General features: G+C 57.1%; 16 protein-coding genes. 6 read left to right on the top strand and 10 right to left on the bottom strand.

The window, feature by feature from the left end; genetic code table 11:
- Positions 1-17 precede the first annotated feature (17 nt).
- On the bottom strand, positions 18-1,094 hold the full coding sequence (gene mtnA / locus RHM56_RS06080; protein WP_322239557.1) for an S-methyl-5-thioribose-1-phosphate isomerase: 1,077 nt from the start codon (positions 1,092-1,094) through the stop codon (positions 18-20).
- Between the two features lie 108 nt (positions 1,095-1,202).
- Here mtnA and RHM56_RS06075 point away from each other — a divergent pair, with 108 nt between their 5' ends.
- From RHM56_RS06075 to RHM56_RS06060, 4 genes are all read left to right on the top strand, one after another.
- Positions 1,203-2,534, top strand: coding sequence for a TRZ/ATZ family hydrolase (locus tag RHM56_RS06075; RefSeq protein ID WP_322239555.1), 1,332 nt, complete (start codon positions 1,203-1,205; stop codon positions 2,532-2,534).
- 64 nt (positions 2,535-2,598) lie between these two features.
- Positions 2,599-3,297: a bifunctional 2-polyprenyl-6-hydroxyphenol methylase/3-demethylubiquinol 3-O-methyltransferase UbiG gene (ubiG, locus tag RHM56_RS06070; protein ID WP_322239553.1), complete on the top strand. Its 699-nt coding sequence runs from the start codon at positions 2,599-2,601 to the stop codon at positions 3,295-3,297.
- Positions 3,298-3,300: 3 nt separating this feature from the next.
- Positions 3,301-3,972: an N-acetylmuramic acid 6-phosphate phosphatase MupP gene (gene mupP / locus RHM56_RS06065; protein WP_322239551.1), complete on the top strand. Its 672-nt coding sequence runs from the start codon at positions 3,301-3,303 to the stop codon at positions 3,970-3,972.
- A 52-nt stretch (positions 3,973-4,024) separates the two neighbouring features.
- Positions 4,025-4,765 carry a YciK family oxidoreductase gene (locus RHM56_RS06060; protein WP_322239549.1) on the top strand — a complete coding sequence of 247 codons (741 nt, stop codon included), beginning with the start codon at positions 4,025-4,027 and terminating at the stop codon, positions 4,763-4,765.
- A gap of 127 nt (positions 4,766-4,892) precedes the next feature.
- Here the strand turns inward: RHM56_RS06060 and RHM56_RS06055 are convergent, their stop codons facing one another.
- The 7 genes from RHM56_RS06055 to RHM56_RS06025 form a co-directional block, all read right to left on the bottom strand.
- Positions 4,893-5,678 carry a TenA family transcriptional regulator gene (locus RHM56_RS06055; protein ID WP_322239547.1) on the bottom strand — a complete coding sequence of 262 codons (786 nt, stop codon included), beginning with the start codon at positions 5,676-5,678 and terminating at the stop codon, positions 4,893-4,895.
- Between the two features lie 44 nt (positions 5,679-5,722).
- Complete coding sequence (locus tag RHM56_RS06050; RefSeq protein WP_322239545.1) at positions 5,723-8,182, bottom strand: EAL domain-containing protein; 2,460 nt, start codon at positions 8,180-8,182, stop codon at positions 5,723-5,725.
- Positions 8,183-8,328: 146 nt separating this feature from the next.
- A complete protein-coding gene (locus RHM56_RS06045) occupies positions 8,329-10,146 on the bottom strand; it encodes an ABC transporter ATP-binding protein (RefSeq protein ID WP_322239543.1) in 1,818 nt (605 codons plus the stop codon).
- The gene (locus tag RHM56_RS06040) at positions 10,139-10,774 is read right to left on the bottom strand and encodes a DsbA family protein (protein WP_322239541.1); all 636 of its coding nucleotides are present in this window, start codon (positions 10,772-10,774) and stop codon (positions 10,139-10,141) included. The genes RHM56_RS06045 and RHM56_RS06040 overlap by 8 nt, the downstream gene beginning before the upstream one ends.
- 1 nt (position 10,775) lies before the next feature.
- A complete protein-coding gene (locus RHM56_RS06035) occupies positions 10,776-11,714 on the bottom strand; it encodes a rhodanese-related sulfurtransferase (RefSeq protein WP_322239539.1) in 939 nt (312 codons plus the stop codon).
- A 249-nt stretch (positions 11,715-11,963) separates the two neighbouring features.
- Positions 11,964-12,260: a BolA family protein gene (locus RHM56_RS06030; protein ID WP_322239537.1), complete on the bottom strand. Its 297-nt coding sequence runs from the start codon at positions 12,258-12,260 to the stop codon at positions 11,964-11,966.
- A gap of 11 nt (positions 12,261-12,271) precedes the next feature.
- Complete coding sequence (locus tag RHM56_RS06025; RefSeq protein ID WP_322239536.1) at positions 12,272-12,787, bottom strand: DUF2059 domain-containing protein; 516 nt, start codon at positions 12,785-12,787, stop codon at positions 12,272-12,274.
- 194 nt (positions 12,788-12,981) lie between these two features.
- On the opposite strand from RHM56_RS06025, the gene RHM56_RS06020 reads away from it, so the two are divergent.
- Positions 12,982-14,373 carry a class II fumarate hydratase gene (locus tag RHM56_RS06020; protein WP_322239533.1) on the top strand — a complete coding sequence of 464 codons (1,392 nt, stop codon included), beginning with the start codon at positions 12,982-12,984 and terminating at the stop codon, positions 14,371-14,373.
- A 196-nt stretch (positions 14,374-14,569) separates the two neighbouring features.
- Here RHM56_RS06020 and pap read toward each other — a convergent pair whose 3' ends face one another.
- Positions 14,570-16,084, bottom strand: coding sequence for a polyphosphate:AMP phosphotransferase (gene pap, locus RHM56_RS06015; protein ID WP_322239530.1), 1,515 nt, complete (start codon positions 16,082-16,084; stop codon positions 14,570-14,572).
- A 139-nt stretch (positions 16,085-16,223) separates the two neighbouring features.
- On the opposite strand from pap, the gene mnmC reads away from it, so the two are divergent.
- The gene (gene mnmC, locus RHM56_RS06010) at positions 16,224-18,203 is read left to right on the top strand and encodes a bifunctional tRNA (5-methylaminomethyl-2-thiouridine)(34)-methyltransferase MnmD/FAD-dependent 5-carboxymethylaminomethyl-2-thiouridine(34) oxidoreductase MnmC (protein WP_322239528.1); all 1,980 of its coding nucleotides are present in this window, start codon (positions 16,224-16,226) and stop codon (positions 18,201-18,203) included.
- On the opposite strand, the gene RHM56_RS06005 is transcribed toward mnmC, so the two are convergent.
- Positions 18,190-23,016 (bottom strand): NEL-type E3 ubiquitin ligase domain-containing protein, encoded by a 4,827-nt coding sequence (locus RHM56_RS06005; RefSeq protein WP_322239526.1) that lies wholly within the window; start codon positions 23,014-23,016, stop codon positions 18,190-18,192. The genes mnmC and RHM56_RS06005 overlap by 14 nt on opposite strands.
- Between the last annotated feature and the right edge of the window lie 243 nt (positions 23,017-23,259).

The raw sequence follows: 23,259 nt of genomic DNA, 5'->3' as shown, positions 1-23,259 counted from the left end.
GCTACGTGCGCTCAGTATTAATGCAATCGCTTGCGACACATCAACTGAGCCATTTTGGCGGCGTCCGGGCGCTCCACAATGCCCTTCTCGGTCACGATAACGTCGATCAAATCCGCAGGAGTCACATCAAACACCGGATTGAAGGCCTGAACGTCAGCACCTACACGCTTGCCCCCGACTTCCAGCAACTCACTGCCATCTCGCTCTTCAATCGGAATGTCATCGCCACTGGCCAGGTCCATGTCAATGGTCGAACTCGGCGCAACTACCATAAAGCGCACGCCATGGTGCATCGCATTGACTGCCAACTGATAAGTGCCGATCTTGTTCGCCACATCGCCATTAGCGGTAATCCGGTCAGCACCCACGATCACCCAGGTCACGCCCTTGGTTTTCATAATGTGAGCCGCCGCCGAGTCAACATTCAATACGACCGGAATACCTTCGTTGGCCAACTCCCACGCGGTCAGGCGCGAGCCTTGCAGCCAAGGCCGGGTCTCATCGGCATAAACCTGCTCGATCATGCCTTCAATCCAGGCACCTCGAATCACCCCCAGCGCCGTACCAAATCCACCGGTCGCCAGTGCACCGGTATTGCAGTGCGTCAGCACAGTCTGAGCATTGCCCTGGTGCCGACGAATCACATCAACACCCAACTGCGCCATCGTCAGATTGGCCTCACGGTCACTCTCATGTATGGCAATCGCTTCGTCTTCAAGCACCTGCACAACATCAGGAATGTCTTTGCTGCGAGCCAGACGATCACGCATGCGATTGAGCGCCCAAAACAGGTTGACCGCGGTCGGGCGCGAGTTCGCCAGCAGGGTAAAATCTTGCTCCAGCGCCGCGATCCAGTCGCCGCCTGCAGCCTTGCGCTCACGGGCAGCCAGCACCACCCCGTAAGCGGCGGCAATACCAATCGCTGGCGCACCGCGCACAACCATGTCGCGAATGGCCTGAGCAACCCCTTCAACGCCGGTAAATGCCAGCCAGGTTTCTTCAAAGGGCAAGCTGCGCTGATCCAGCAGATACAGGGCCTCACCCCGCCAATCAATGGCCTTTACCTTTTCTGCCGCCAACAACTGATCGCGCATGACTTCCCCTATCACCCAGATACAAAGCCGCCGATTATAGCGAGCCCACCCTGAAGACGCTCGGGTATACTTCGCCTCCTTTTTATAATGCACGGGAAGCCGTTTTAGATGCCAACCCAATCCTTGACCTTCGACTTACTGCTGCTACCCACCTGGCTGGTGCCTGTTGAACCCGCTTCAGTTGTACTCAAAGATCATGGCGTTGGCATCCGGGACGGGCGCATCGTGTTCATTGGCCCGCGCCATCTGGCCTTGAAGCACACCGCCCTTGAAACCCGCGAGCTGCCGGACATGCTGCTCAGCCCGGGCCTGATCAATGCCCACGGCCACGCCGCGATGACCTTGTTCCGCGGCATGGCCGATGACCTGCCGCTGATGACCTGGCTGGAAAACCACATCTGGCCGGCCGAAGCCAAATGGGTCGATGAAGCATTCGTTCGCGACGGCACCGACCTGGCCATTGCCGAGCAGCTCAAAGGCGGCATCACCTGCTTCAGCGATATGTATTTTTTCCCGAAAGTAGCCAGCGAACGCGCGCACAACAGCGGCATCCGCGCCCAGATCGCGATTCCAATTCTCGATTTTCCGATTCCCGGCGCCAGCTCGGCAGATGAATCCCTGCGCCAGGCCGTCGAGTTGTTTGGCGACCTGAAATACCACCCGCGCATCAAAATCGCCTTCGGGCCCCATGCGCCTTATACCGTAGGCGATGAAAACCTGGAAAAAGTCCGGGTGATTGCCGACGAGCTGGATGCAGCGATCCAGATGCACGTACACGAAACCGCTTTCGAAGTGCAGCAAGCCGCCGAACAGCATGGCGAACGCCCAGTTGCCCGCCTCGCACGCCTGGGCCTGCTTGGCCCGCGCTTCCAGGCCGTTCACATGACTCAGATCAGTGATGACGACCTGAGCATGCTGGTAGAAAGCAACTCCAGCGTGATTCATTGCCCCGAATCCAACCTGAAACTGGCCAGCGGCTTCTGCCCGGTCGAGCGTTTATGGCAGGCAGGTGTCAATGTCGCGGTTGGCACCGACGGGGCAGCCAGCAATAATGACCTCGACTTGCTTGGCGAAACCCGCACCGCAGCCTTACTGGCCAAAGCGGTTGCAGGCTCGGCCACCGCACTGGATGCCCACCGCGCACTGCGCATGGCAACACTCAACGGCGCACGCGCCCTGGGCCTTGAGAGTGAAGTGGGTACAATCGAGGTCGGCAAAGCGGCCGACATCGTGGCTTTTGACCTGAGCGGACTGGCCCAGCAGCCTGTCTATGACCCCGTCTCACAGCTGATCTACGCCACCGGCCGCGATTGCGTGAAGCACCTGTGGGTCGCAGGCAAGCAACTGCTCGACAATGGCCAATTGACCCGAATGGATGAACAACACCTGTGCGCGACTGCCAAAGCCTGGGGCGAGCGTATAAATAGCCATACTCATTGATTCCAAGCCTCAGGGTTCAGGCCCTGAGTTTTACCAGGATTTTTCAGCTTTAGAGGATTTACCCATGAGCAACGTCGACCACGCCGAGATCGCAAAATTCGAGGCGCTTGCCCATCGCTGGTGGGACCGCGAAAGCGAGTTCAAGCCGCTGCACGACATCAACCCGTTGCGCGTCAACTGGATTGACGAACGCGTGCAACTGGCTGGCAAAAAAGTGCTCGATGTCGGTTGCGGCGGCGGCATCCTCAGCGAATCCATGGCTCAACGCGGCGCGACCGTGATGGGCATCGACATGGGCGAAGCCCCGCTGGCCGTTGCGCAACTGCACCAGCTTGAATCCGGCGTAAACGTTGAATACCGCCAGATCACCGCCGAAGAACTGGCACTTGAGATGCCTGGGCAATTCGATGTAGTGACCTGCCTTGAGATGCTGGAACACGTGCCCGATCCCGCTTCCGTGATCCGCGCCTGCTATCAGATGGTCAAACCCGGCGGCCAGGTGTTCTTCTCGACCATCAATCGCAACCCGAAAGCCTATTTGTTCGCGATTATCGGCGCTGAATACATCATGAAGCTGATCCCACGCGGGACCCATGACTTCAAGAAGTTCATCCGCCCTTCCGAACTGGGTGCCTGGAGCCGTCAAGCCGGCCTGAGCGTCAAAGACATCATCGGCCTGACCTACAACCCGCTGACCAAGCACTACAAACTGGCCAGCGATGTAGACGTCAACTACATGATCCAGACCCTTCGCGAGGAGTAATACATGCGTTTAAGAGCAGTTCTTTTTGACATGGACGGCACCCTGCTCGACACCGCGCCGGACTTTATCGCCATTTGCCAGGCCATGCGTGCCGAACGCGACCTGCCGCCGATTGCCGACAAGCTGATTCGCGATGAAATCTCCGGCGGCGCACGTGCAATGGTCGCCGCCACCTTTAGCATGAACCCTGAAGCCCCGGGCTTTGAAGCGCAGCGCCTGGAGTTTCTTGAGCGCTATCAGCGTGACTGTGCCGTACACAGCAAGCTGTTTGACGGCATGGCCGAACTGCTGACCGACATCGAAAAGGCTCATATGGTATGGGGCGTTGTGACCAACAAACCGGTGCGTTTTGCCCAGCCGATCATGGAAAAGCTAGGGCTGGCCGAGCGCTCAGCCCTGCTGATCTGCCCTGACCACGTAACCCACAGCAAACCCGATCCGGAGCCGCTGATCCTGGCCTGCAAAATGCTCGACCTTGATCCGGCCAGCGTACTGTTTGTGGGTGACGACCTGCGCGACATCGAGTCGGGCCGCGACGCGGGCACCAAGACTGCCGCTGTGCGCTATGGCTATATCCACCCGGACGACAACCCGAACCATTGGGGCGCAGATGTGGTGGTCGACCACCCTGCCGAGCTGCGCAAGGTGCTGGATAACGCAGTGTGCAGCTGCTGACACGCGCACGCAGCACGCAGCACGCGATCATTGCTCTTTGTTGAGGTGTTTTATGTTTGATTACTCCGCCCGCCCCGACCTGCTCCAGGGCCGCGTCATTCTGGTCACCGGCGCGGGTCGCGGCATTGGTGCCGCCGCTGCCAAAACCTATGCGGCACACGGCGCAACCGTGCTGCTGCTCGGCAAGACTGAAGCCAACCTGAGTCAGGTTTACGACGACATTGAAGCCGCAGGCCACCCACAACCTGCTGTCATTCCTTTCAACCTCGAAACCGCCCTACCGCATCAGTACGACGAACTGGCCGCGATGATTGAAAACGAGTTCGGCCACCTTGACGGGCTGCTGCACAACGCCTCGATCATCGGCCCCCGCACACCGCTTGAACAGCTGTCTGGCGAGAACTTCATGCGCGTCATGCAGGTTAACGTCAACGCCACGTTTATGCTCACCAGCACCTTGCTGCCGCTGCTCAAGCTGTCACAGGACGCTAGCGTAATTTTCACGTCCAGCAGCGTTGGACGCAAAGGCCGTGCCTATTGGGGCGCCTACGGCGTTTCAAAATTCGCCACCGAAGGCTTGATGCAAACCCTCGCCGACGAAGTTGAAACTGTTTCGAACATTCGCTCCAACAGCATCAACCCTGGCGCCACCCGGACCAGTATGCGTGCATTGGCCTACCCGGGCGAAAACCCGCTCAACAACCCTGAGCCAGAAGCCATCATGCCGGTCTACCTGTACCTGATGGGCCCGGACAGCAGCGGAATCAACGGCCAGGCATTCGACGCACAATAAATACATCGCCACAAAAAAACCGAAGGCAGCGCTCACACGCAGCCTTCGGTTTTTTATGCTCTTGACACAGGTTGACGCTGTCTAAATTCTTCGCAGGCGCTGCCACAGTGACGCGCCTGCACGCCAATCAGCTCACTTCCAATTCTCGATGCTCACGCACTACAGGCGCTTTTTCGTATTGCAGGCAGCTCTGCAAAAACAGGTACTTGTAGTCATAGCTCTTGCAAATCGCTTTGCGCAACTCGGTTTTCAGCTCCTGACTCGGGTTCATCCCCGCCAGCGTGCAGATGATTTCCAGTGCCTCCCAAGGATGCTCATCGTCATATTGGGCGTGCATCTTCAGCCACTTCATGGCGCGCTTGCGCCCTTCCTGCGGGAAGGAGTCTTCGTAGACGCTTTTGGAACACACGACCGCGGCCCACTCACCGACAGCCCCTTCAATGGCGTAGTTGGTTGCCGCCATTGACACAGCCAGCGAATCCGTCGCGCAGCTATGCCAGCACCAGTCATTGAGGGCCTGGAATTCGGCCGGAATGTCCTGTGCGTTCATGTCGTCAAGGCTGACATCATGCGCGCGCGCCCAATTCACCCAATAATCCGCATGGTTCAACTCAACCCTGATGTTGCGAATCAGCCAGCGACGCGCCATGTCTTCGCCAGGGTGGCGACCATAACGGGTTTTGCCCAGGTTGTGCCCCATGTACAGAGAAAATTGCTCAACCACCGGCCAACCGCCGATCAGGTAAAGGCGCAGGGTCTTTTCGCTGAGCGTGTTATCACGCATGCGCTTGTAGATTTCATGCTCAACCACCCGCCGCTTGCTTTCGCTGCAATCGCGGATCAGTTGCTGTGCCCACTCGGGGTAACTGGTCGCTTCCATAAGAGGCCCAGTACGGCTGAATGCATCGATCACTATCGGGTTCCTTCTGAAAGGTGATTTTCAAAAACCAGTCACACTTAGCGCAAAGTGCCCGGCGATTTCAAAGCAAAAGGTCTGGGGCGCTTGGGTCGATACCACAAGCTGTCACAGGTGAACAGGTGCGGGCGTTCAACAACATAACCCTGCGCATAATCGACACCGATCTCAACCAGAGCCTGCTCAATTTGCGAGGACTCGACGAATTCGGCAATCGTACGCTTACCCATAACGTGCCCGATATGATTAATCACTTCTACCATAGCCCGATTAATTGGATCATCAAGCATGTCTCTTACAAAGCTGCCATCGATCTTCAAAAAATCGACAGGCAGGTGTTTCAGATACGCAAATGAAGACATCCCCGCACAAAAATCATCCAAAGAGAAATGGCAACCCAGCCCCTTGAGATCATTTATAAAGCGAATGGCGCTGCCCAAATTGGCAATCGCGCTGGTTTCCGTGATTTCAAAACAAATCTGGCCAGGTGAAACGCCATAGCATTCGAACTGCTCATGCAAAAACGCCAGAAAATTATCATCACCAATGGTCGTGCCCGAAAGGTTGATGGCACACATGGCCATCGGTCGCCCGGTACCTTGGGCCGAGCACTCGGAAATGATCTTGAACACATTCTCGACCACCCAACGGTCAATCGAGGTGATCAAGCCGTAACGCTCAGCCGCCGGAATAAAACTGTCAGGCATGATCATGCGCCCGCTTTCATCATGCAGACGCAACAAAATTTCAATGTGACCGTTATCCTCTAGGGCGCCCCCCAGCGGAACAATCGCTTGCGAGTAGAGGCAGAAGCGGTCTTCTTCCAGTGCAACATGCAAACGCTGTACCCAAGCCATTTCACCAAAACGCAATGACAGTTCAGAGTCATCTTCGTGATAAACCTGAACCCGATTGCGCCCTTTCTCCTTGGCCATGTAGCAGGCCATGTCGGCCGCACGCAAAGAAGCCTCCAGCGTCACCGGCACTTGATGGATATGCACCAGGCCAATACTGATGGTGTTCAGAAACGGGCGGCCCTTCCAGGCAAAGTGCAGGCTTTGCACCGTCTGGCGCAGACCTTCAGCAATTTTTTCGGCCACATCTGCCGGACAGTTTTCCAGCAAAATGCCAAATTCATCTCCGCCCAGTCGCGCCAACGTGTCGCCTTCACGCAGGCCGGATTGCAAAAGCGCACAGATATGACGCAGCAACTCGTCACCCGCCGCATGCCCGCAGGTGTCATTGACCAGTTTGAACTGATCAAGATCCAGAAACATCAGCGCATGCCGCCCCTGCTGTCGCGTCAGATTTTGCAGCACCAAGTCCAGGCGATACTCAAACTCGCGTCGATTCGCCAACCCGGTGAGCGCATCATGGGTCGCCTGCCAGGACAAGTTGGCAATGTACTGGCGCTCTTGGGTCATGTCATGCAGCACCAGCACCGCTCCGCTGACTTTGCCAGCATGCAGGAGGGGCGCTCCCACCAGCGTGACGGCAACCGTGCTGCCGTCCATGCGCTGAATCAACTTGGCGTGCTCGCTGTTGTTACCCAACTGACCGCTGAGCACGCGATCAATCAGTTTAAAACCATCATCCGGCGTGCCTTCATCGAGCAACTTGAACAACGCGCCCAGCGGCACACCTTGAGCCTGCTCGGACTTCCAGTCAGTCAGCCGCTCAGCAGCCGGGTTCATGTAGGCAATAGCCCCATTCACATCGGTACTGATCACCCCGTCACCAATGGATTCCAGGGTGATTTGCACCCGTTCCTTCTCTAACTGCAATGCTTCGGCAAAGGCACTGCGCTGCAGCAGAATTTTTTGCGTACGCAGCAACGCCAGAAAAATCAGCCCGAGGGCCGTGGCCAGGTTGATGATGACCAGCAACTTCAGAATAAAGCGCGAGGCTTCGCCCAAAGCATCGCTAAACGCCTTGGCGGCTGGCGTCACCGCCTCATTGATGGCATAAATCTGCCCCTTCCAATGCTTGATGTCAGCCTCTGACGCCTGATGGGTGCTGATAAGCCGATGCATCTCTTGCGCCAGATTATCGAGCTTGACCAAGTAATCATCGCCCACACTCCATTTCTGGATGGCCTTGTCCAGGTAGCTGAAGTTACGAAAATTTTGATAGAACCAAATGAGGCTGGAGACATCTTCAGGGCTATTGCCGCCTTGCAGGATGCCTTCGCGGGCCGCCGTAATGTCAGGCGACGATTGGTCCAGTGCAGCCCGAAGCTTGTGGCCACCCTGAGGCACCAGAATGGAGCGTTCATACTGCTCGAAAATAGAAGGATCGCGACTGTCGGCGTACAGGCTTAGAAAGTAGATCGCATCTTTCTGGCCTTTGGACCATAAGCTTTCACCTGCTACATACCCCCTCACAGCAGAGAGCATATAGAGGCTCACACAGCCCAATAACGCCTGAAACAGCACGACCGCAATAAAGGGCCAGACAATCCCTAACAAATGCGGCGTTCCAAGGGTATTTTTTGGCTTCATGAGTTCCCTTTGCTTCAGGCTGCCAGATGAACTCCACAGAAAGAGCCTCGAAAATCAGACTAGGCTAATTTCCGACACTCGGAACGGCTCATAGTGCCGGTCAACACTCAAAAAGCTTACGCGGCTAGCACTACGGTCACTCGCCTTCAGGTTTGCTGCAAATGCCCGTACAACTTTGCATAAAGGCCGCCCTCAGCAATCAACTGCTGGTGGTCACCGTCTTCAGCAATGTGTCCACCATCAAACACCAACACCCTGTCTGCCTGTTTTACCGCAGAAAGTCGGTGAGCAATGATCAAAGTCGTACGCCCGCTCAAGAATTTTCCTAAAGCGTGATGCAAGTTGTATTCGGTGGCCGCATCGAGGGCGCTGGTGGCCTCATCGAGAATCACTATCTTGGGCTCGGCCAGTACCATTCGTGCAATCGCCAGACGCTGGCGCTGCCCACCCGACAAGCGCACACCTGAACGCCCGACAATGCTGTCCAGACCTTGGGGCAAGGTCATGACAGTGCCATCCAGTTGAGCAATTTCCAGTGCGCGCCAGCAGGCTTCATCGGTGCGCTCACGCCCCATGGTCAAGTTGGCCCGCACCGTATCGTTGAACAGGGCCGGATGCTGCAACACCACCGCCACATGCTCGCGAATGGTCTCAAGGCCAATGTCTGGCTGACTGACACCCGCAAAAGAAATGCTCCCGGACTGTGGCGTATACAACCCGAGCAGCAGTTGCACCAAGGTGCTTTTACCGCCGCCACTGGTGCCGACAATCGCCACCTTCTCGCCTGGCGCAATACTCAGGTTGAGCTGATCCAGCACGCGCTCTTCGCCGTAACTGAAACTCAGGTCACGAATGTCGATACCCACTGTTTGGCGCCCCGCAAACGGGTTAACACCCCCCGGGTATTGCGGCTCATCGGCACGCGCCAGCAATTGGTTGATACGCGTCAGCGCCCCGCCTGCCGCATAAAAGGCGTATTGCAAATTCAGCAACTGCTCGACCGGCCCGATCATGAACCACAAGTAGCTGAACACTGCCAGCATCTGGCCAATCGACAGATCGGAGAACAGCACAGTCAGCATCGCCGCCGCACGGAAAATATCGATACCAAACTGGAACAACAAACCACTGGCGCGGTTCGATGCATCGCTTTTCCATTGCGAGGCGACGGCAAAATCCCGGACTTCACGTGCCCGCTGCTGCAGACGACCGAGGAAAAACGCCTGACGGTTACCCGCGCGCACTTCTTGAATGGCATCCAGGGTTTCAGTCAGGGCTTGGGTGAAACGCGCCGTGCTGTCGTTTTCGAGTTTTTTGAGGTGCTTGATGCGCTTGCCCAGTTGCACCGTGGCGTAAATCACCAACGGGTTAAACAACAGGATCAACAACGCCAACTGCCAGTGCATCCACAGCAGAATCGCCGACGTTCCGATCAAGGTGAGCATGGCCACCAAAAACCGGCTCAACGTCTCGCCGACAAACTTGTCGAGGGTGTCGAGGTCGGTGACCAGATGGGTGGTTACGGTGCCGCTGCCAAGGCTTTCATATTCCGCCAGCGAGATACGTTTTAAACGCTCAATCAAGCGCACCCGAATACGAAACACGATGTCTTTGGCCAGCCGTGAAAACAGCCGCGCCTGCAATACGTTGAACAACAACGCGCCTGAGCGCAGCAGCAACGTCATCAAGAGCATCAGGCCGATATAGCCCACCGACGTCTGCCACGCGGCAGGCAACGCGTTGTTCATTACTTTCAGCGCTGCGTCACCATGCCCCAGCAACACTTCGTCCACCAACAACGGCAACAGCAACGGAATCGGCACGCTGCACAACGTGGCCAACACCGCCACACCATTGGCCAGCCATAACGCTTTTTTATGGCGCAGGGCCAAGCGCCGAATTTCGGCCCAGCTCAGACGATCAGTGGTGCGCGAAGTCGACAACGTCGAAGAGGGATCAGACACGCGCTGCACGTTCAAGCCAGCGGCCCAACAAATCAGACAGCGGTTCAAGCGGCTGATAACCATTGGTCAACAATGCCAGTTGGCCATTACGCTCGGCAAGCAAGGTGGGGAACCCGGCAATGCCCAAATCCTGAACCCAGGTGAAGTCTGCAGCCGTGGCGGCATGCTGCTCGTCGCTGTCAAACGCAGCGGCGAATTCAATTCGCGGCACACCGGCCTGCTCGGCGAGTTCGACCAGCAGCGCTGTTTGCGTCACGTCCCGCCCTTGCACATAAAACGCCTGCTGAATGAGCTTGAGCAACGCCCATGCGCGATCCGGCGCCAGACTGCGCGCGGCAACCACAGCACGGCACGCGGGCTCACAGTCGTAGACAAACCCCTGAGGCAACGCACCCTCAAAAAGGAACGGTTGCCCGGTGGCGTCGGCTACCGCCTGCCAATGCTCAAGAATGTAACCTCGCGTGGCAGGTTCCAACGCCGACCCGTTGCCGGTACGCAACCCGCCCACCACCAAGTGCAGTTCCACACCTGCGGCTTGCGCCTGCTCAACCAAGGCTTCTGCGATGGGGGAAAATCCCCAGCACCATGAGCACATCGGATCCATCACATAGAGCAGGCGCGCGGACATATCAAGCCTCGGCAGGTTTGCGGTAGTTGTGGCCAATCGGGTGTGGCTGATTGCGGGCCTTGGCCAGTTCAATCTGTTTTTGACGGTCAATCGCGCTGCGACGGGTTTTCTCGCTCAGCTTGTCCCAGCAATGCGGGCAACTGATCCCTGGCTGGTAGTGTTCAGACTCACGGTCCGCAGCGCTGATAGGTGTACGGCAGGCATGGCACTGATCGTACTCACCTTCGGTCAGGTCGTGACGCACGGTCACACGGTTATCAAACACAAAGCAGTCACCTTGCCACTTGGTTTCTTCCTGCGGCACGGTTTCGAGGTACTTCAGAATCCCGCCTTTAAGGTGATACACCTCGTCAAAACCCTGACTAAGCATGTAGCTCGATGCTTTTTCACAACGAATGCCACCGGTGCAGAACATGGCGACTTTCTTGTGCTTGGCCGGGTCGAAGTTGGCTTTGATGTAGTCAGGAAACTCGCGAAAACTGGTGGTTTTCGGATCGATGGCACCTTCAAACGTGCCAATAGAGACTTCGTAGTCGTTACGGGTGTCAATCAATAACACCTCTGGATCGCTGATCAGCGCGTTCCAGTTCTCGGGGTCGACATAGGTTCCGACTTTTTTGTTCGGGTCTACGCCTTCAACACCAAGGGTCACGATTTCTTTTTTCAGCTTGACCTTGGTCCGATAGAACGGCTGGTCTTCACAGTAGGATTCCTTGTGGTCAATATCGACCATGCGCGGATCGTTCTTGAGCCAGGCCATCAGCCCGTCAATCCCTTCGCGGCTGCCGGAAACGGTGCCATTAATGCCTTCTTCAGCAATCAGCAAGGTGCCTTTGATGCCGTTATCAAACATTGCCTTGAGCAAGGGCTCGCGCAGTTCGACGTAATCTTCAAGGGTGACGAATTTATACAGTGCAGCTACAACAATTGACGCGGTCATCGTGTCTCTCTCCAGGTGGCTACCCTCGCAAAGGGTGAACCGGATACCAAAAAAAACGCGCCGACTAAGCGGCGCGCTGCGGATTCTAGCAAAAACCAAATGGAACGGGTCGCGTGAAAACGTAGCGAGCGAAGAAAAGACAAGGCAAAAACAGGCGAGGAAGCGGAGTCTACGGGTTGTAAATGAGCATTCTGAGCCTGTTTTTAACGCAGTATTTTCGAGCGCAGCAGTTTTCACGTGATCTGAAAGTTAGTGCCCACCGCCGGCACACGTCGGCGAGGCCGGGGCTGTGCCGATTTTCGCCCACTCTTCAGGCGTATACGTGTGCAGAGCCAACGCATGGAACTCACCCATCAAGTCACCCAGTGTGGCGTAGACCTTTTGGTGGCGCTTGACGCTATTGAGCCCGGCGAACTGCTCGCTGACCACCACCGCCTTGAAGTGGGTCTGCAACCCGCGACTGTGCATGTGGCTTTCATCCAGCACGTTCAAATGCTCGGGTTGCAACGCGCTCAGCGTTGTTTCGATACGTTGTTGCATGTTCATTCAGGCTCCGCTTACTTCTTCTTGGCCGGGGCAGCTTTAGGCTCCAGCTCGGCAGTCATGTCAGCCAGCAGCTTGTTGACCACAGGCACCGCGCTTTCCAGCTTGGCCTGAGTCATTTGGGCCGATTGCTGGGTTAGCTGAGGCATTTTTTCCAGGACTTTCTTGCCCAGTGGCGACTGGTAGAACTTCACCAGATCGTTGAGTTCGGATTCGCTGAAGTTGGCGGTGTACAGCTTGACCATGTCCGGCTTCAGCTTGTCCCAGCCAATGGCTTGATCCAGAGCGGTGTTGGCTTTGGCCTGGTAAGTTTCCAGCAAGGCTTGCTTGGACGCTGGCGCTTTGGTCTGCTCAAAACGCTGAGCAAACATTTGCTGCACTTGCATGTACACCGGAGTCCCCAGTTTGTCGGCGTGCGCCAGTTTGAGGAACGTTTCAGCACTGGCAGCGTGGCTGGCTGCATCGGCGAAAACCTGGCCGCTGGCGCATACCAGAGCAACTGCAGTACAGATGGCGCGAAGACGGGTCATCGAGTTTCCTTTATCTAGCAAGCGAGGTCGAACCCCAGGGGCGACCATTCTGCGCCTAACAAAGTGCGTCACTCAACCCCGAGACTGATAGCGGTTCTCAACAATCCGACAAAAGCCTCTAAAACCAAAGTCTGAACCTCTTTTGGTAATCAGCGCCTAAGCTGACTGATCAACCCCTTAGGAGAAAGAGCCTGATGAGCCGTATCGAGACCGACAGCCTGGGTGAAGTGAACGTACCGGATGAGGCCTACTGGGGCGCTCAGACTCAGCGCTCGCTGATTAACTTCGCCATCGGCAACGAAAAAATGCCGCTGGCGGTGCTGCACGCTCTGGTACTGATCAAAAAGGCTGCGGCGCGAGTCAATGATCGCAACGGTGACTTGCCGGCCGACATTGCGCGCCTGATTGAACAGGCGGCAAACGAAGTGCTCGACGGCGAGCACGATGATCAGTTTCCACTGGCCGTGTGGCAAACCGGCAGCGGCACCCAGAGCAACATGAACGCCAATGAAGTGATCGCCGGTCGGGCCAACGAACTCGCGGGCAAAGGCCGTGGCGGCAAGTCCCCGGTGCACCCGAACGACCACGTCAACCGCTCGCAAAGCTCTAACGACTGTTTTCCTACCGCCATGCACATCGCCGCCGCCAAGGCTGTGCACCAGCACCTGTTGCCTGCGATCAGCGAGTTGTCCGGCGGGCTTGCCGAATTGTCGGCGCGCTACATGAACCTGGTTAAAACGGGCCGCACCCACATGATGGATGCAACGCCCATTACCTTCGGCCAGGAGCTGTCGGCCTATATCGCCCAACTTGACTACGCCGAGCGGGCCATCCGCGCCTCGTTGCCAGCAGTCTGCGAATTGGCTCAGGGCGGGACCGCCGTGGGGACCGGGTTGAATGCCCCACACGGTTTTGCCGAAGCGATTGCCGCAGAACTTGCGGCCTTGTCCGGCCTGCCATTTGTCACCGCGCCGAACAAGTTTGCCGCGCTGGCCGGGCATGAGCCGCTGACCACCTTGTCGGGTGCCCTGAAAACCTTGGCCGTGACCCTGATGAAGCTGGCCAACGACTTCCGCTTGCTGGGCTCAGGTCCACGCGCCGGGTTGGCCGAAATCAGGCTGCCTGCCAATGAACCGGGCAGTTCGATCATGCCGGGCAAAGTTAACCCGACCCAATGTGAAGCCTTGTCGATGCTGGCCTGTCAGGTCATGGGCAATGACGTTGCCATCGGTTTCGCGGCCAGTCAGGGGCACTTGCAGCTCAACGTCTTCAAACCGGTGATCATCCACAACCTGTTGCAGTCGATTCAGTTGCTGGCCGATGGCTGCACCAATTTCAATGAACACTGCGTCACGGGCCTTGAGCCGGACGCTGCAAAAATGGCTGAACATCTGGAGCGCGGACTGATGCTGGTCACAGCGCTTAACCCGCACATCGGCTATGACAAATCGGCCCAAATCGCCAAAAAAGCCTATGCAGAGGGTTTGACCTTGCGCGAAGCCGCGCTGGAGCTGGGTTACTTGACCGATGAAGAGTTCAGTCAGTGGGTACGCCCGGAGAACATGTTGAACCCGGGCAAGCATTAAACAATTCGATGGCATGCGAAAACTCGTAGCAGTTGCCGAGCCTGCGAGGCTACGTCCGGCTGCAAAGCAGTCGTAAAATCAAGCATTGCGGTGTGCCAATAAAACTTGGCACTTAGCATTTACGATCGCTTCGCAATCGGACGTAGCCTCGCAGGCTCGGCAACTGCTACGAAATCGGCTTACAGCCCACGTTCCTCTATTTCTTGTGCTTTTTGGCGTGTTTGTCGCTCTTCTCAAAGGCCGCTTCCAGCGCCTCGTTGATGGTGCGTAACACTTTGACCCGCGCCCACCGTTTGTCATTGGCCGCCACCAATGTCCAAGGTGAAATCTCGGTGCTGGTGCGATCGACCATGTCGCACACCGCAGTGCGATACAGGTCCCATTTTTCGCGGTTGCGCCAATCTTCTTCGGTGATTTTGAAACGCTTGAACGGAATGGCTTCACGCTCCTGAAAGCGCTCCAGCTGGGTTTGTTTATCAATCGCCAACCAGAATTTGACGACAATAACCCCCGCGTTCCTCAGTTGCTCTTCAAAGTCATTGATCTCGCCATAAGCCCGCATCCAGTCGGCCTGGCTGCAAAAGTCTTCAACCCGCTCGACCAGCACCCGGCCATACCACGAGCGGTCAAAGATCGTGAATTTGCCCCGCGCAGGTATCTGCCGCCAAAAACGCCAAAGGTACGGTTGTGCACGTTCGTCCTGGGACGGCGCGGCGATCGGCACAATGTTGTATTGGCGCGGATCGAGCGCGGCTGCCACCCGGCGAATCGAGCCACCCTTGCCGGCTGCATCGTTACCTTCGAAGACGGTGATCAGCGCATGTCGACGCATGCGCTTGTCACGCATCAAGCCCGACAAACGCGCCTGTTCGGTAATCAATTGTTCCTGATAGTCGTCCTTTTCCAGGCGTCGGGTCATGTCCAGGCAATCGAGCAGGCTCAGGCCATCACGGTTTTCAGGCAGCGGCGGCACGTTGATCGGACGTACCCGCGCCTTGGGAGCGCTTAGCGCCGCTTGCAGACCTTCCAGAAGAATTTTGCCCACGGTCAAACTGCGGTAATGCGGGTCAACGCCTTCCACGATGTGCCACGGCGCGTAATCACGGCTGGTACGGCGAATCACGCGCTCGCCGTAACGCACAAACTTGTCGTAGGTTTCTGACTGCTGCCAGTCCAGAGGGCTGATGCGCCAACTGTGCAGCGGGTCGTCCTTAAGGGCGTTGAGGCGCGCTTTCATTTGTTTTTTAGACAAGTGAAACCAGAGTTTGAAAATCACCGCGCCTTCATCACAGAGCATTCTTTCGAGCCGTTCGGCTGCCGTAATGGCCTGATCAAGCACGGCGTCCTTAATGACGCCATGCACTCGGCCCTGGAGCATTTGGCTGTACCAATTGCCAAAGAACACACCCATCCGCCCTTTGGCTGGCAAATGACGCCAATAGCGCCACGCGGGTGGGTGGGCCATCTCTTCGTCGGTTTGCTGGTCAAAGGTGCGCACTTCAATCAGCCGCGGGTCCATCCACTCGCTCAGCAGCTTGACCGTTTCGCCCTTGCCCGCGCCTTCGATGCCATTGATTAGCACAATGACCGCAGCGCGCTTCTGCTGCTGCAGGTCGTATTGCGCCTCAAGCAGGGCTTCACGCAGGGCGGGAACTTCTCTGTCGTATGTTTCTTTATCGATGGAATGACCGATTTCAGCAGATTCAAACATAGGAAGCTCCCTGGCAAGATGCGACAAGCCTAGCCGATTGCTCTTTGGGGCGTAGGAACAAAGCGCATAAAACTGTCATGAATCAATCGTGCTCTGAGCGATCAGCTAGAATGGCCGCCTTGCCGTTGCCGAGCTGCACATGACTACTGAAATGCCCAATGCCCAGATTGACTGGGATGACCAAGGTCGCCCGCACTCGCGGGTGTTTGATGACGTGTACTTTTCCGACAAGTCGGGTCTCGAAGAAACACGGTATGTCTTCATCGAGCAGAACGCGTTGCGCGAACGTTTTGCCGCCCTGCCCGCTAATGGCCAACTGGTCATCGGTGAAACCGGTTTTGGCACCGGGCTGAATTTTCTGTGCGCCTGGCAGTTATTTGAGCAGACGGCTCACCCTGAGGCCCGCCTGCACTTCATCAGCGTCGAAAAATACCCGTTGACCCGCGACGACTTGCAGCGCGCCCTCGCCCTCTGGCCAGAACTGGCGGTCTGGAGCGAACCACTGCTGGCCGCCTATTTCGCCATTCATCCAGGCTTTCAGCACCTGCGCCTGGCCAATGGCCGGGTGACCCTCACGTTGTTGATCGGCGATGTGCTGGAGCAATTGCCGCAGCTCGATGCACGCATCGACGCATGGTTTCTGGACGGGTTCGCGCCCGCGAAAAACCCTGAGATGTGGACCCCCGAACTGTTTGCCCAACTGGCGCGCCTCGCCGCCCCCGGGTCGACCATCAGCACCTTTACCAGCACCGGCTGGGTGCGCCGGGCATTGAACGACGCGGGTTTTAAAATGCGTCGAACGCCGGGCATTGGTCACAAGTGGGAAATCCTGCGCGGCAGTTTTATCGGCCTGCCCGAGCACGCACTCGCCACCCCGGAAAGCAAACCCTGGTTCGCCCGTCCACCGCAGTTCGAAGGCGAGCGCAGAGCCTTGGTGATTGGCGGCGGATTGTCCGGCTGCGCCAGCGCCAACAGCTTGGCCACGCGCGGGTGGCACGTGTGTTTGCTGGAGCGCCACGAACGCTTGGCCAAAGAAGCGTCAGGCAACCCGCAAGGCGTGCTGTATATGAAGCTTTCGGCCCACGGCACGACATTGTCGCAACTGATTGTCAGCGGCTTCGGTTACACCCGTCGTCTGTTGGAGCAACTGCAACGCGGGCGCGACTGGGATGAGTGCGGCGTGTTGCAGTTGGGGTTCAATGCCAAGGAGGCTGAGCGTCAGGCGCAGTTGGCTGCGGCCTTTCCACCCGCGCTGGTCCACCTGCTTGATCAGCCGCAAGCACAAGCATTGGCAGGCGTCGAACTGGCGCACGGCGGGTTGTTCTATCCCGAAGGTGGGTGGGTGCACCCGCCTGCACTGTGCCAGTTCCAGGCCTTGCACCCGAATATCGAGGTGCTGACCCACCATGATGTGCTGCAACTGGAACAGATTGATGGCCAATGGCTGGCCCGCCAAGGCGAGCAGGTATTGGCCAGTGCGCCCGTGGTGATTCTGGCCGGGGCTGCCGAGGTCAAACGCTTCCCGGCGGCCAGCGGCTTGCCGCTCAAGCGTATCCGCGGGCAAATCACCCAATTGGTTGAAACCCAAGCCAGCGCCGCGCTGAAAACAGTGGTCTGCGCCGAAGGCTACATCGCCCCCGGACGGCTCGGCGAGCACACCTTGGGCGCCAGCTTCGACTTTCACAATGAAGACCTGACCACCACGCCAGCCGGGCACCAGAGCAACCTCGACTTGCTGCAAGAAATATCCCCGGCGCTGGCGCAGCACTTGGGTGAAGAGCAACTCGACCCTGAATCCCTCAGAGGCTGGGCCGCATTCCGCTGCACCAGCCCGGATTATTTGCCGATAGTCGGGCCACTTTCTGACCCCGAAGCCTTCGCACAGGTCTACGCGGTGCTGCGCAAAGACGCACGCCAGGTGCCGTCAACCGAGTGCCCGTGGCTGAACGGTTTGTACGTCAACAGCGGCCACGGCTCACGTGGACTGATTACTGCGCCGCTGTCCGGTGAACTGTTGGCGGCGTGGATCAATAACGAGCCCCTGCCCTTGCCGCGAGCCGTGGCGCAAGCCTGTCATCCCAATCGCTTTATGCTGCGCACACTGATCAAAGGTCTGTAGAGGGAGATGGAGGCGCCTTGCCCGCGCCCACCCACTCATTGGTTTTATTCAGGCACCAGGCATCTACCCTGGCATCCATCCTGTGGCGAATCCCGGTGACCATGCTCAAATAGCGGGCGCTGGACATTTCTGGCGAACGCTTCAGGAGCGTATTCAACTCGTCGTGAAAAGGCTCAGTCATGACCAGATAGTCGGCTTTGTCGCGCTCAATCAAATACGCTCTCCAGTAATCCAGTGAACTGATAAACGTGTTCAACTCAGAGGATTTTTCACCGCTGGCGACCTGAACCTGCGCGGTGTTCAGGTCCTCTGCGGAGACACCTGCCAAGGCATTGAACATCATGCCTTGCGGTTGGCCTGGCAGGTCCAGGGACCTGGCCAAGCCAACGCGGTACGCCAGATGCACTTCAAGCTCATCAGCGATACCTCCACCGGTCGCCATCTGCAGGGTGTAATGCTCAGAGGCGATTTTTGTGAGTTTATCCAGTCGGTACAAACGCCTGCCCAGGTCAATTAAATCGCTGGCCTGACGCGTCGGGTCGATGGATATCCGACCCAGCTCCATTTGTATTTCCAAGGCACTGAAACTCAAGGCCACGCTGTCGGTACAACTGCGCGGGGCCGCTGCGATATCGATCAGATTTCGGCGCAAATCAGGATTTTCATTGGCCGCTTCTATGATTTCCCACACACGACGGCTCAGATCCTGACGGACACTTTGAGCATCCGCGGTGATGGTCAAGCGGCTGAGCACATTGAAGAAGTCTTCACTATTGGGCTCAGCCTTCAGGGTATTCCACAGAAGCTCACGCCTGCTGCGCTCATGGTTGGTGATGCCTGCGGTCCAGAACTCAAAAGCGGCGGCCTCACTGAGCAGTTCTTCACTGTCGACCCCCATGGTGCTACCGCCTTGCATGACAAAGCGCGCCAAACGCAGCCTGCTGGAGGTTGACAGCGGATTGTTCGATAACGTGACATTGCGGGTGACCCTGGGTGATGTCTGAAAAATATCTTCCGGAATATCGGCAATCTGGTTTTGTCGCAGGTCCGCGGCCTCCAGCAGTGGCCGACTTGCAAGGCCTTCAGGCCACTGCTGGATCCAGGTACGGCGTAAATAGACGCGACGTAAATAGCCAAACGGATTGAGATTGAGTTCGGGGCCTAGAAAATTGTCGTTGAGATTAAGCACTTCCAGCGTGCTCAGGCCCTGCAATACCGATTGATTATGGGCACTCATGAACAGCTCATTTTGAGCCATGGATAAACTGCGCAAATTGACCATCCCTTTCAATTGCGACGGCAGGTTGTTTATCTGGTTATTGTCCATTTCCAGCACTTCAACGCCGCTGAAATGCTCAAGAAATCCATCCACAGTGCTCTTGCAATTCATGTTGTTCAGCTTGAGCACCCGAATATGGGTGAAGTCAGCCATGACCGGCAATGCAGGGAAACTGCCGACCCGCAAGCCACTCAGGTTCAAGGTGCGACCTTCGCCACTGTCCGCCTGTGGGTAAAACGTGGGGTGTCTGCGCCAGATACGCTCGATTATTCCGGCGGCCTGATAGCGATCTTCAGCATGATCAACGGGCGAATGCGCCAGAGGAATTTCTGAGGGCGTGGCGTCGATCCAGACTTGCAGGCATTTGCGCAATGAAGTTCTGACGCGCTTGCGCTCACGCAATGCCTGCAAAGGCGCAACCCCGCTCTCGACCAATATGTCGAGATAATCCAGCACTTGGTCCTGGTTGTACTCCGGAAACAATTCACGCACTCGACGCTGCAAAGCACTGGAATGCCCGCCAGCGTCGAGGCCGCACAAGGGATAGCCGATTCGCCCGTCAGGCATCACGCTGGGTGGCTTAAAGCCGGGTTTGAGCGGCTGCATCCCTAGCACCTGGGCTGATTCCTGACGCGCATTAGCCGCCTGCGCGGCGATGGCTTCGTTAAAGGCTTCACGGCCCCTCAAAGCGTCAAGCCCCATGCGTTCACGCTCCAAGGCTGTCAATGATTGAAAAATGGCATCAGACAGTGAGGCCGACGTTCCCGGCTCCAGGGTGTAAACCGACCCTCTTGGCTTATAACGCAAAACTCCCTGCGCCGTTTTCACCAGCACGCGCGGGGCGGTGAACACGCTATTGCCAAGACGGCGAGTGAGCGGACCTTGAAGCGAATCGGTGCGTACTTCCCACGGCACATCGGCCGGCCAACCCGGCAAGCGCTCCAGAAAGTGCAGCATTAATCGTTCAGTATCCGCAGTCGCCTGACCCTGTAAGTAAAACCCCTCGATAGCCCGATCCAGCCTGGCTTCGCGCAAGTAATAACGGGCTGTTTCGGCCATTTTCAGTGGGACTTTGACGGTACGCAAAACATCGCGTTGCGCGGAGTTGGCTGACTCAGCCAGTGCCTGAGTCACGGCATGAGGCAAGCCGGGAAACACCGCTTCGATGGATTTGGCTTCGGGCGCGCGGGAGACATTAAAGGCCTGGTAGAAACGCTCAAACACCGCCTTTCTGTTGTCCTGCAGATAGCCTGCGAGCGTTTTAGCCAAGGCCGACGCCGGTTCCGCTGATTGCCTCAATTCATGACTCAGCAATGCCTTGCCTTCAGCACTGGGCAACGCTGCGAGCACGGCCTCCAGTAGCTTGCCGTCATGCACGACAGCCTGCGTCAGGTTGATCTGCGAGGTCGTCGGCCACAGCGTACTGCCGTAACGCGCCAACGTGCCGCCCGCCTCGTCTACCACAACAAGACCTTTGCCAACGGGCCATTTCTCCAGGTAGGGCAACAGGCTCATCTGCCAGTGCCCCCAGTGCGCAGCGTTGTACTGGGGGGTGCTCATCTGTTCGGCAAAGGCCGTCAACGTCCGGTCGATTTCGAAGCGCTTGAGGGTGATTGCCAGTAAAGGGGGTGGCAGCAGGTTTTCCAGGTGCACTCGACGCATGACCTCCTCACTGGTATGGGTCAACTGCCGAACCTGCTCCAGGGTCCGCTCATCAAGTGTGGCCGCAGCGCCCCCCAACCGGCCCAATAACGTCGCGCTGCCTTGCCACTCCAACGGCTGTTCATGAGCATGCTGCCAGGCGCCGTCTCCGTTATGCAGCAATGCGGGCTTAAAGGCCTGTGGTCTTCGCGCATGGGAGATGCGCCACTGCCCCAGTGCACGGTCAAACTCAACGGGGTAATGCTTTGCATCAACTGTGATGTGCCGCTTTGCATCGTGGGTGAAAAACCCCCGCGAGTCCGCCGTGTAGCGGTGCGCGTGGGCGGTCGGGCTCTCATAGTGTTCAAGGTTGCGGTTCCACAGCCGGACAGCGTCGTCCTCGCGCTTTATGGTTTCGAAACCTTCGAAGTGAGCCCGGGTGGCCTGACTCAAACGACTCGCCGCTTCTTTGACTACGGCAGCGCCCACCACCACCGCCACATTGACGGCTATATCCCTGGCGACATTCAGCAGGTGTTCTCGCGCATGATCCGTGTCGCCTTGCGTCCAGTCCTCTACCCCTTCGTAGACCTCCTTGAGCATGTCACCAATAGCCACCGCAAGCATCACATCGCCCAAGACCGGAACAAACAGCGCCGCGACATTGATCAGCAGCAAGCCGACGCCTTTGTACAACTGCCAGCGCTCTTCTCGCAGGCGCTCATCCAGCACACCGGTCGGAACCGCCAGCAATTGAGCATCGGCAAACATGTTCTTGAGTTGAGCCGCACACAAATAATGAGCCGCGCTGTGGCTTAAAACATTGGCCGTCAAACTCAAATGCACCGGGTGCTCCTTGAGCTTTTTGACAAAGGTTGCGCGCACACTCAACGCGACAAACCTTGAAAAAAAACTGACGTAGTCCGGGTCTTGGAGACGTTGCCTCAACTCGTCTGTAAACACCTGCAGAGAACTGAACTCAAAAAAAGGAGCCACTGGGTCATTGGGGATATAAGCAATCAGCCGGTTACCCGGATGCAGCAACAACGTATCCGATGAAAAAATCACCACCCCATCAATGGCCGTATCGAGCAGATTGATTGAACTGAGCACTACGGGCTTGCCATCGAGTCTGGCCGAGGCGGCGGAAGCCGTTGGCGAAGGCGCGACCAACACAGCAACCAGCGCCTTATAGGCAGTTTCGTCGATGTTTTTCTTAAGGAATGCGATATGCGCATCCACCTGCATGTCATAGGTTTTCAGCAACCTGAGGTTTGACTCGGTCGCCAACTGGGTCGCGTTGGGGTTCGACTCCCCCGTAGCGGCCACCCCGAGAAACGTCTGTAGATACGTTTGGTAGTGGGCCCCCAGGTCCAGCTTCCGACACACCGCCGCAAAATAATGGGGTTTGAGTGGGCTCAAGTGCTCGGGATGGCCGTCCAGGCGAATATGACTCTGGGCATGGAAACCATCGGCCAGGGCTTCATCGGCGGAAAAATTTTGCAACGCTGCCCATAGCAATGACTTGGGCTCATCATGCTCCAGCCGATGACGCACCGTGGTTAACAGCGTGTCATCGGTGATCAGGCGTTCATGCACCACCGCCAATTGGTCATGGTGAATATCAAGTCGCAGCGCAAACTCACGCTTGAGCTCTGCCTCCAGCACTGCACCGCAGTAGGACTCAACGCTTTGCAGCTGGCTGAATTTTTTGCCGACCTGTTCATGGTAGGCGCGGCTTTGAGCCATGGCCGCATTCAGGGCATCAATAACCCCAGGCTCAGCGTCCAGCAGCCATTTGGGCATGTGGCTGTAGGCAAGCTCCAGAGGTTCAAGATCGCTGAGCGTGGCGTCGCGTGCATTGAGCGGCAGCCTGTCGGGAATGGGCGTCATATCAGGTCTTCTATAGGTCGATGTGGAAGCGAACCCCTAACCTAACGCTGCGAAACCCAGCCGATGACATAGATAAATATGACCGTTGCACTCAATGACCATCGGTAATTTTTTTTGAACGATCGCGCCTTGAGTGACTCGATAAACCACGGTCATTCATCGCGACACGTAGCTTTTCAGCGTCGTGCCGCACGGGCTGGCGATGCACACAAAGCGGCATCGCTCTTTAAAACCGGGCCCAAG

It is taken from the genome of Pseudomonas sp. CCC3.1, assembly GCF_034347405.1.
GTDB lineage: Bacteria > Pseudomonadota > Gammaproteobacteria > Pseudomonadales > Pseudomonadaceae > Aquipseudomonas.
The sequence above is the reverse complement of the archived record's forward strand: the minus strand, read 5'-3'. Positions and strand labels throughout refer to the sequence as shown.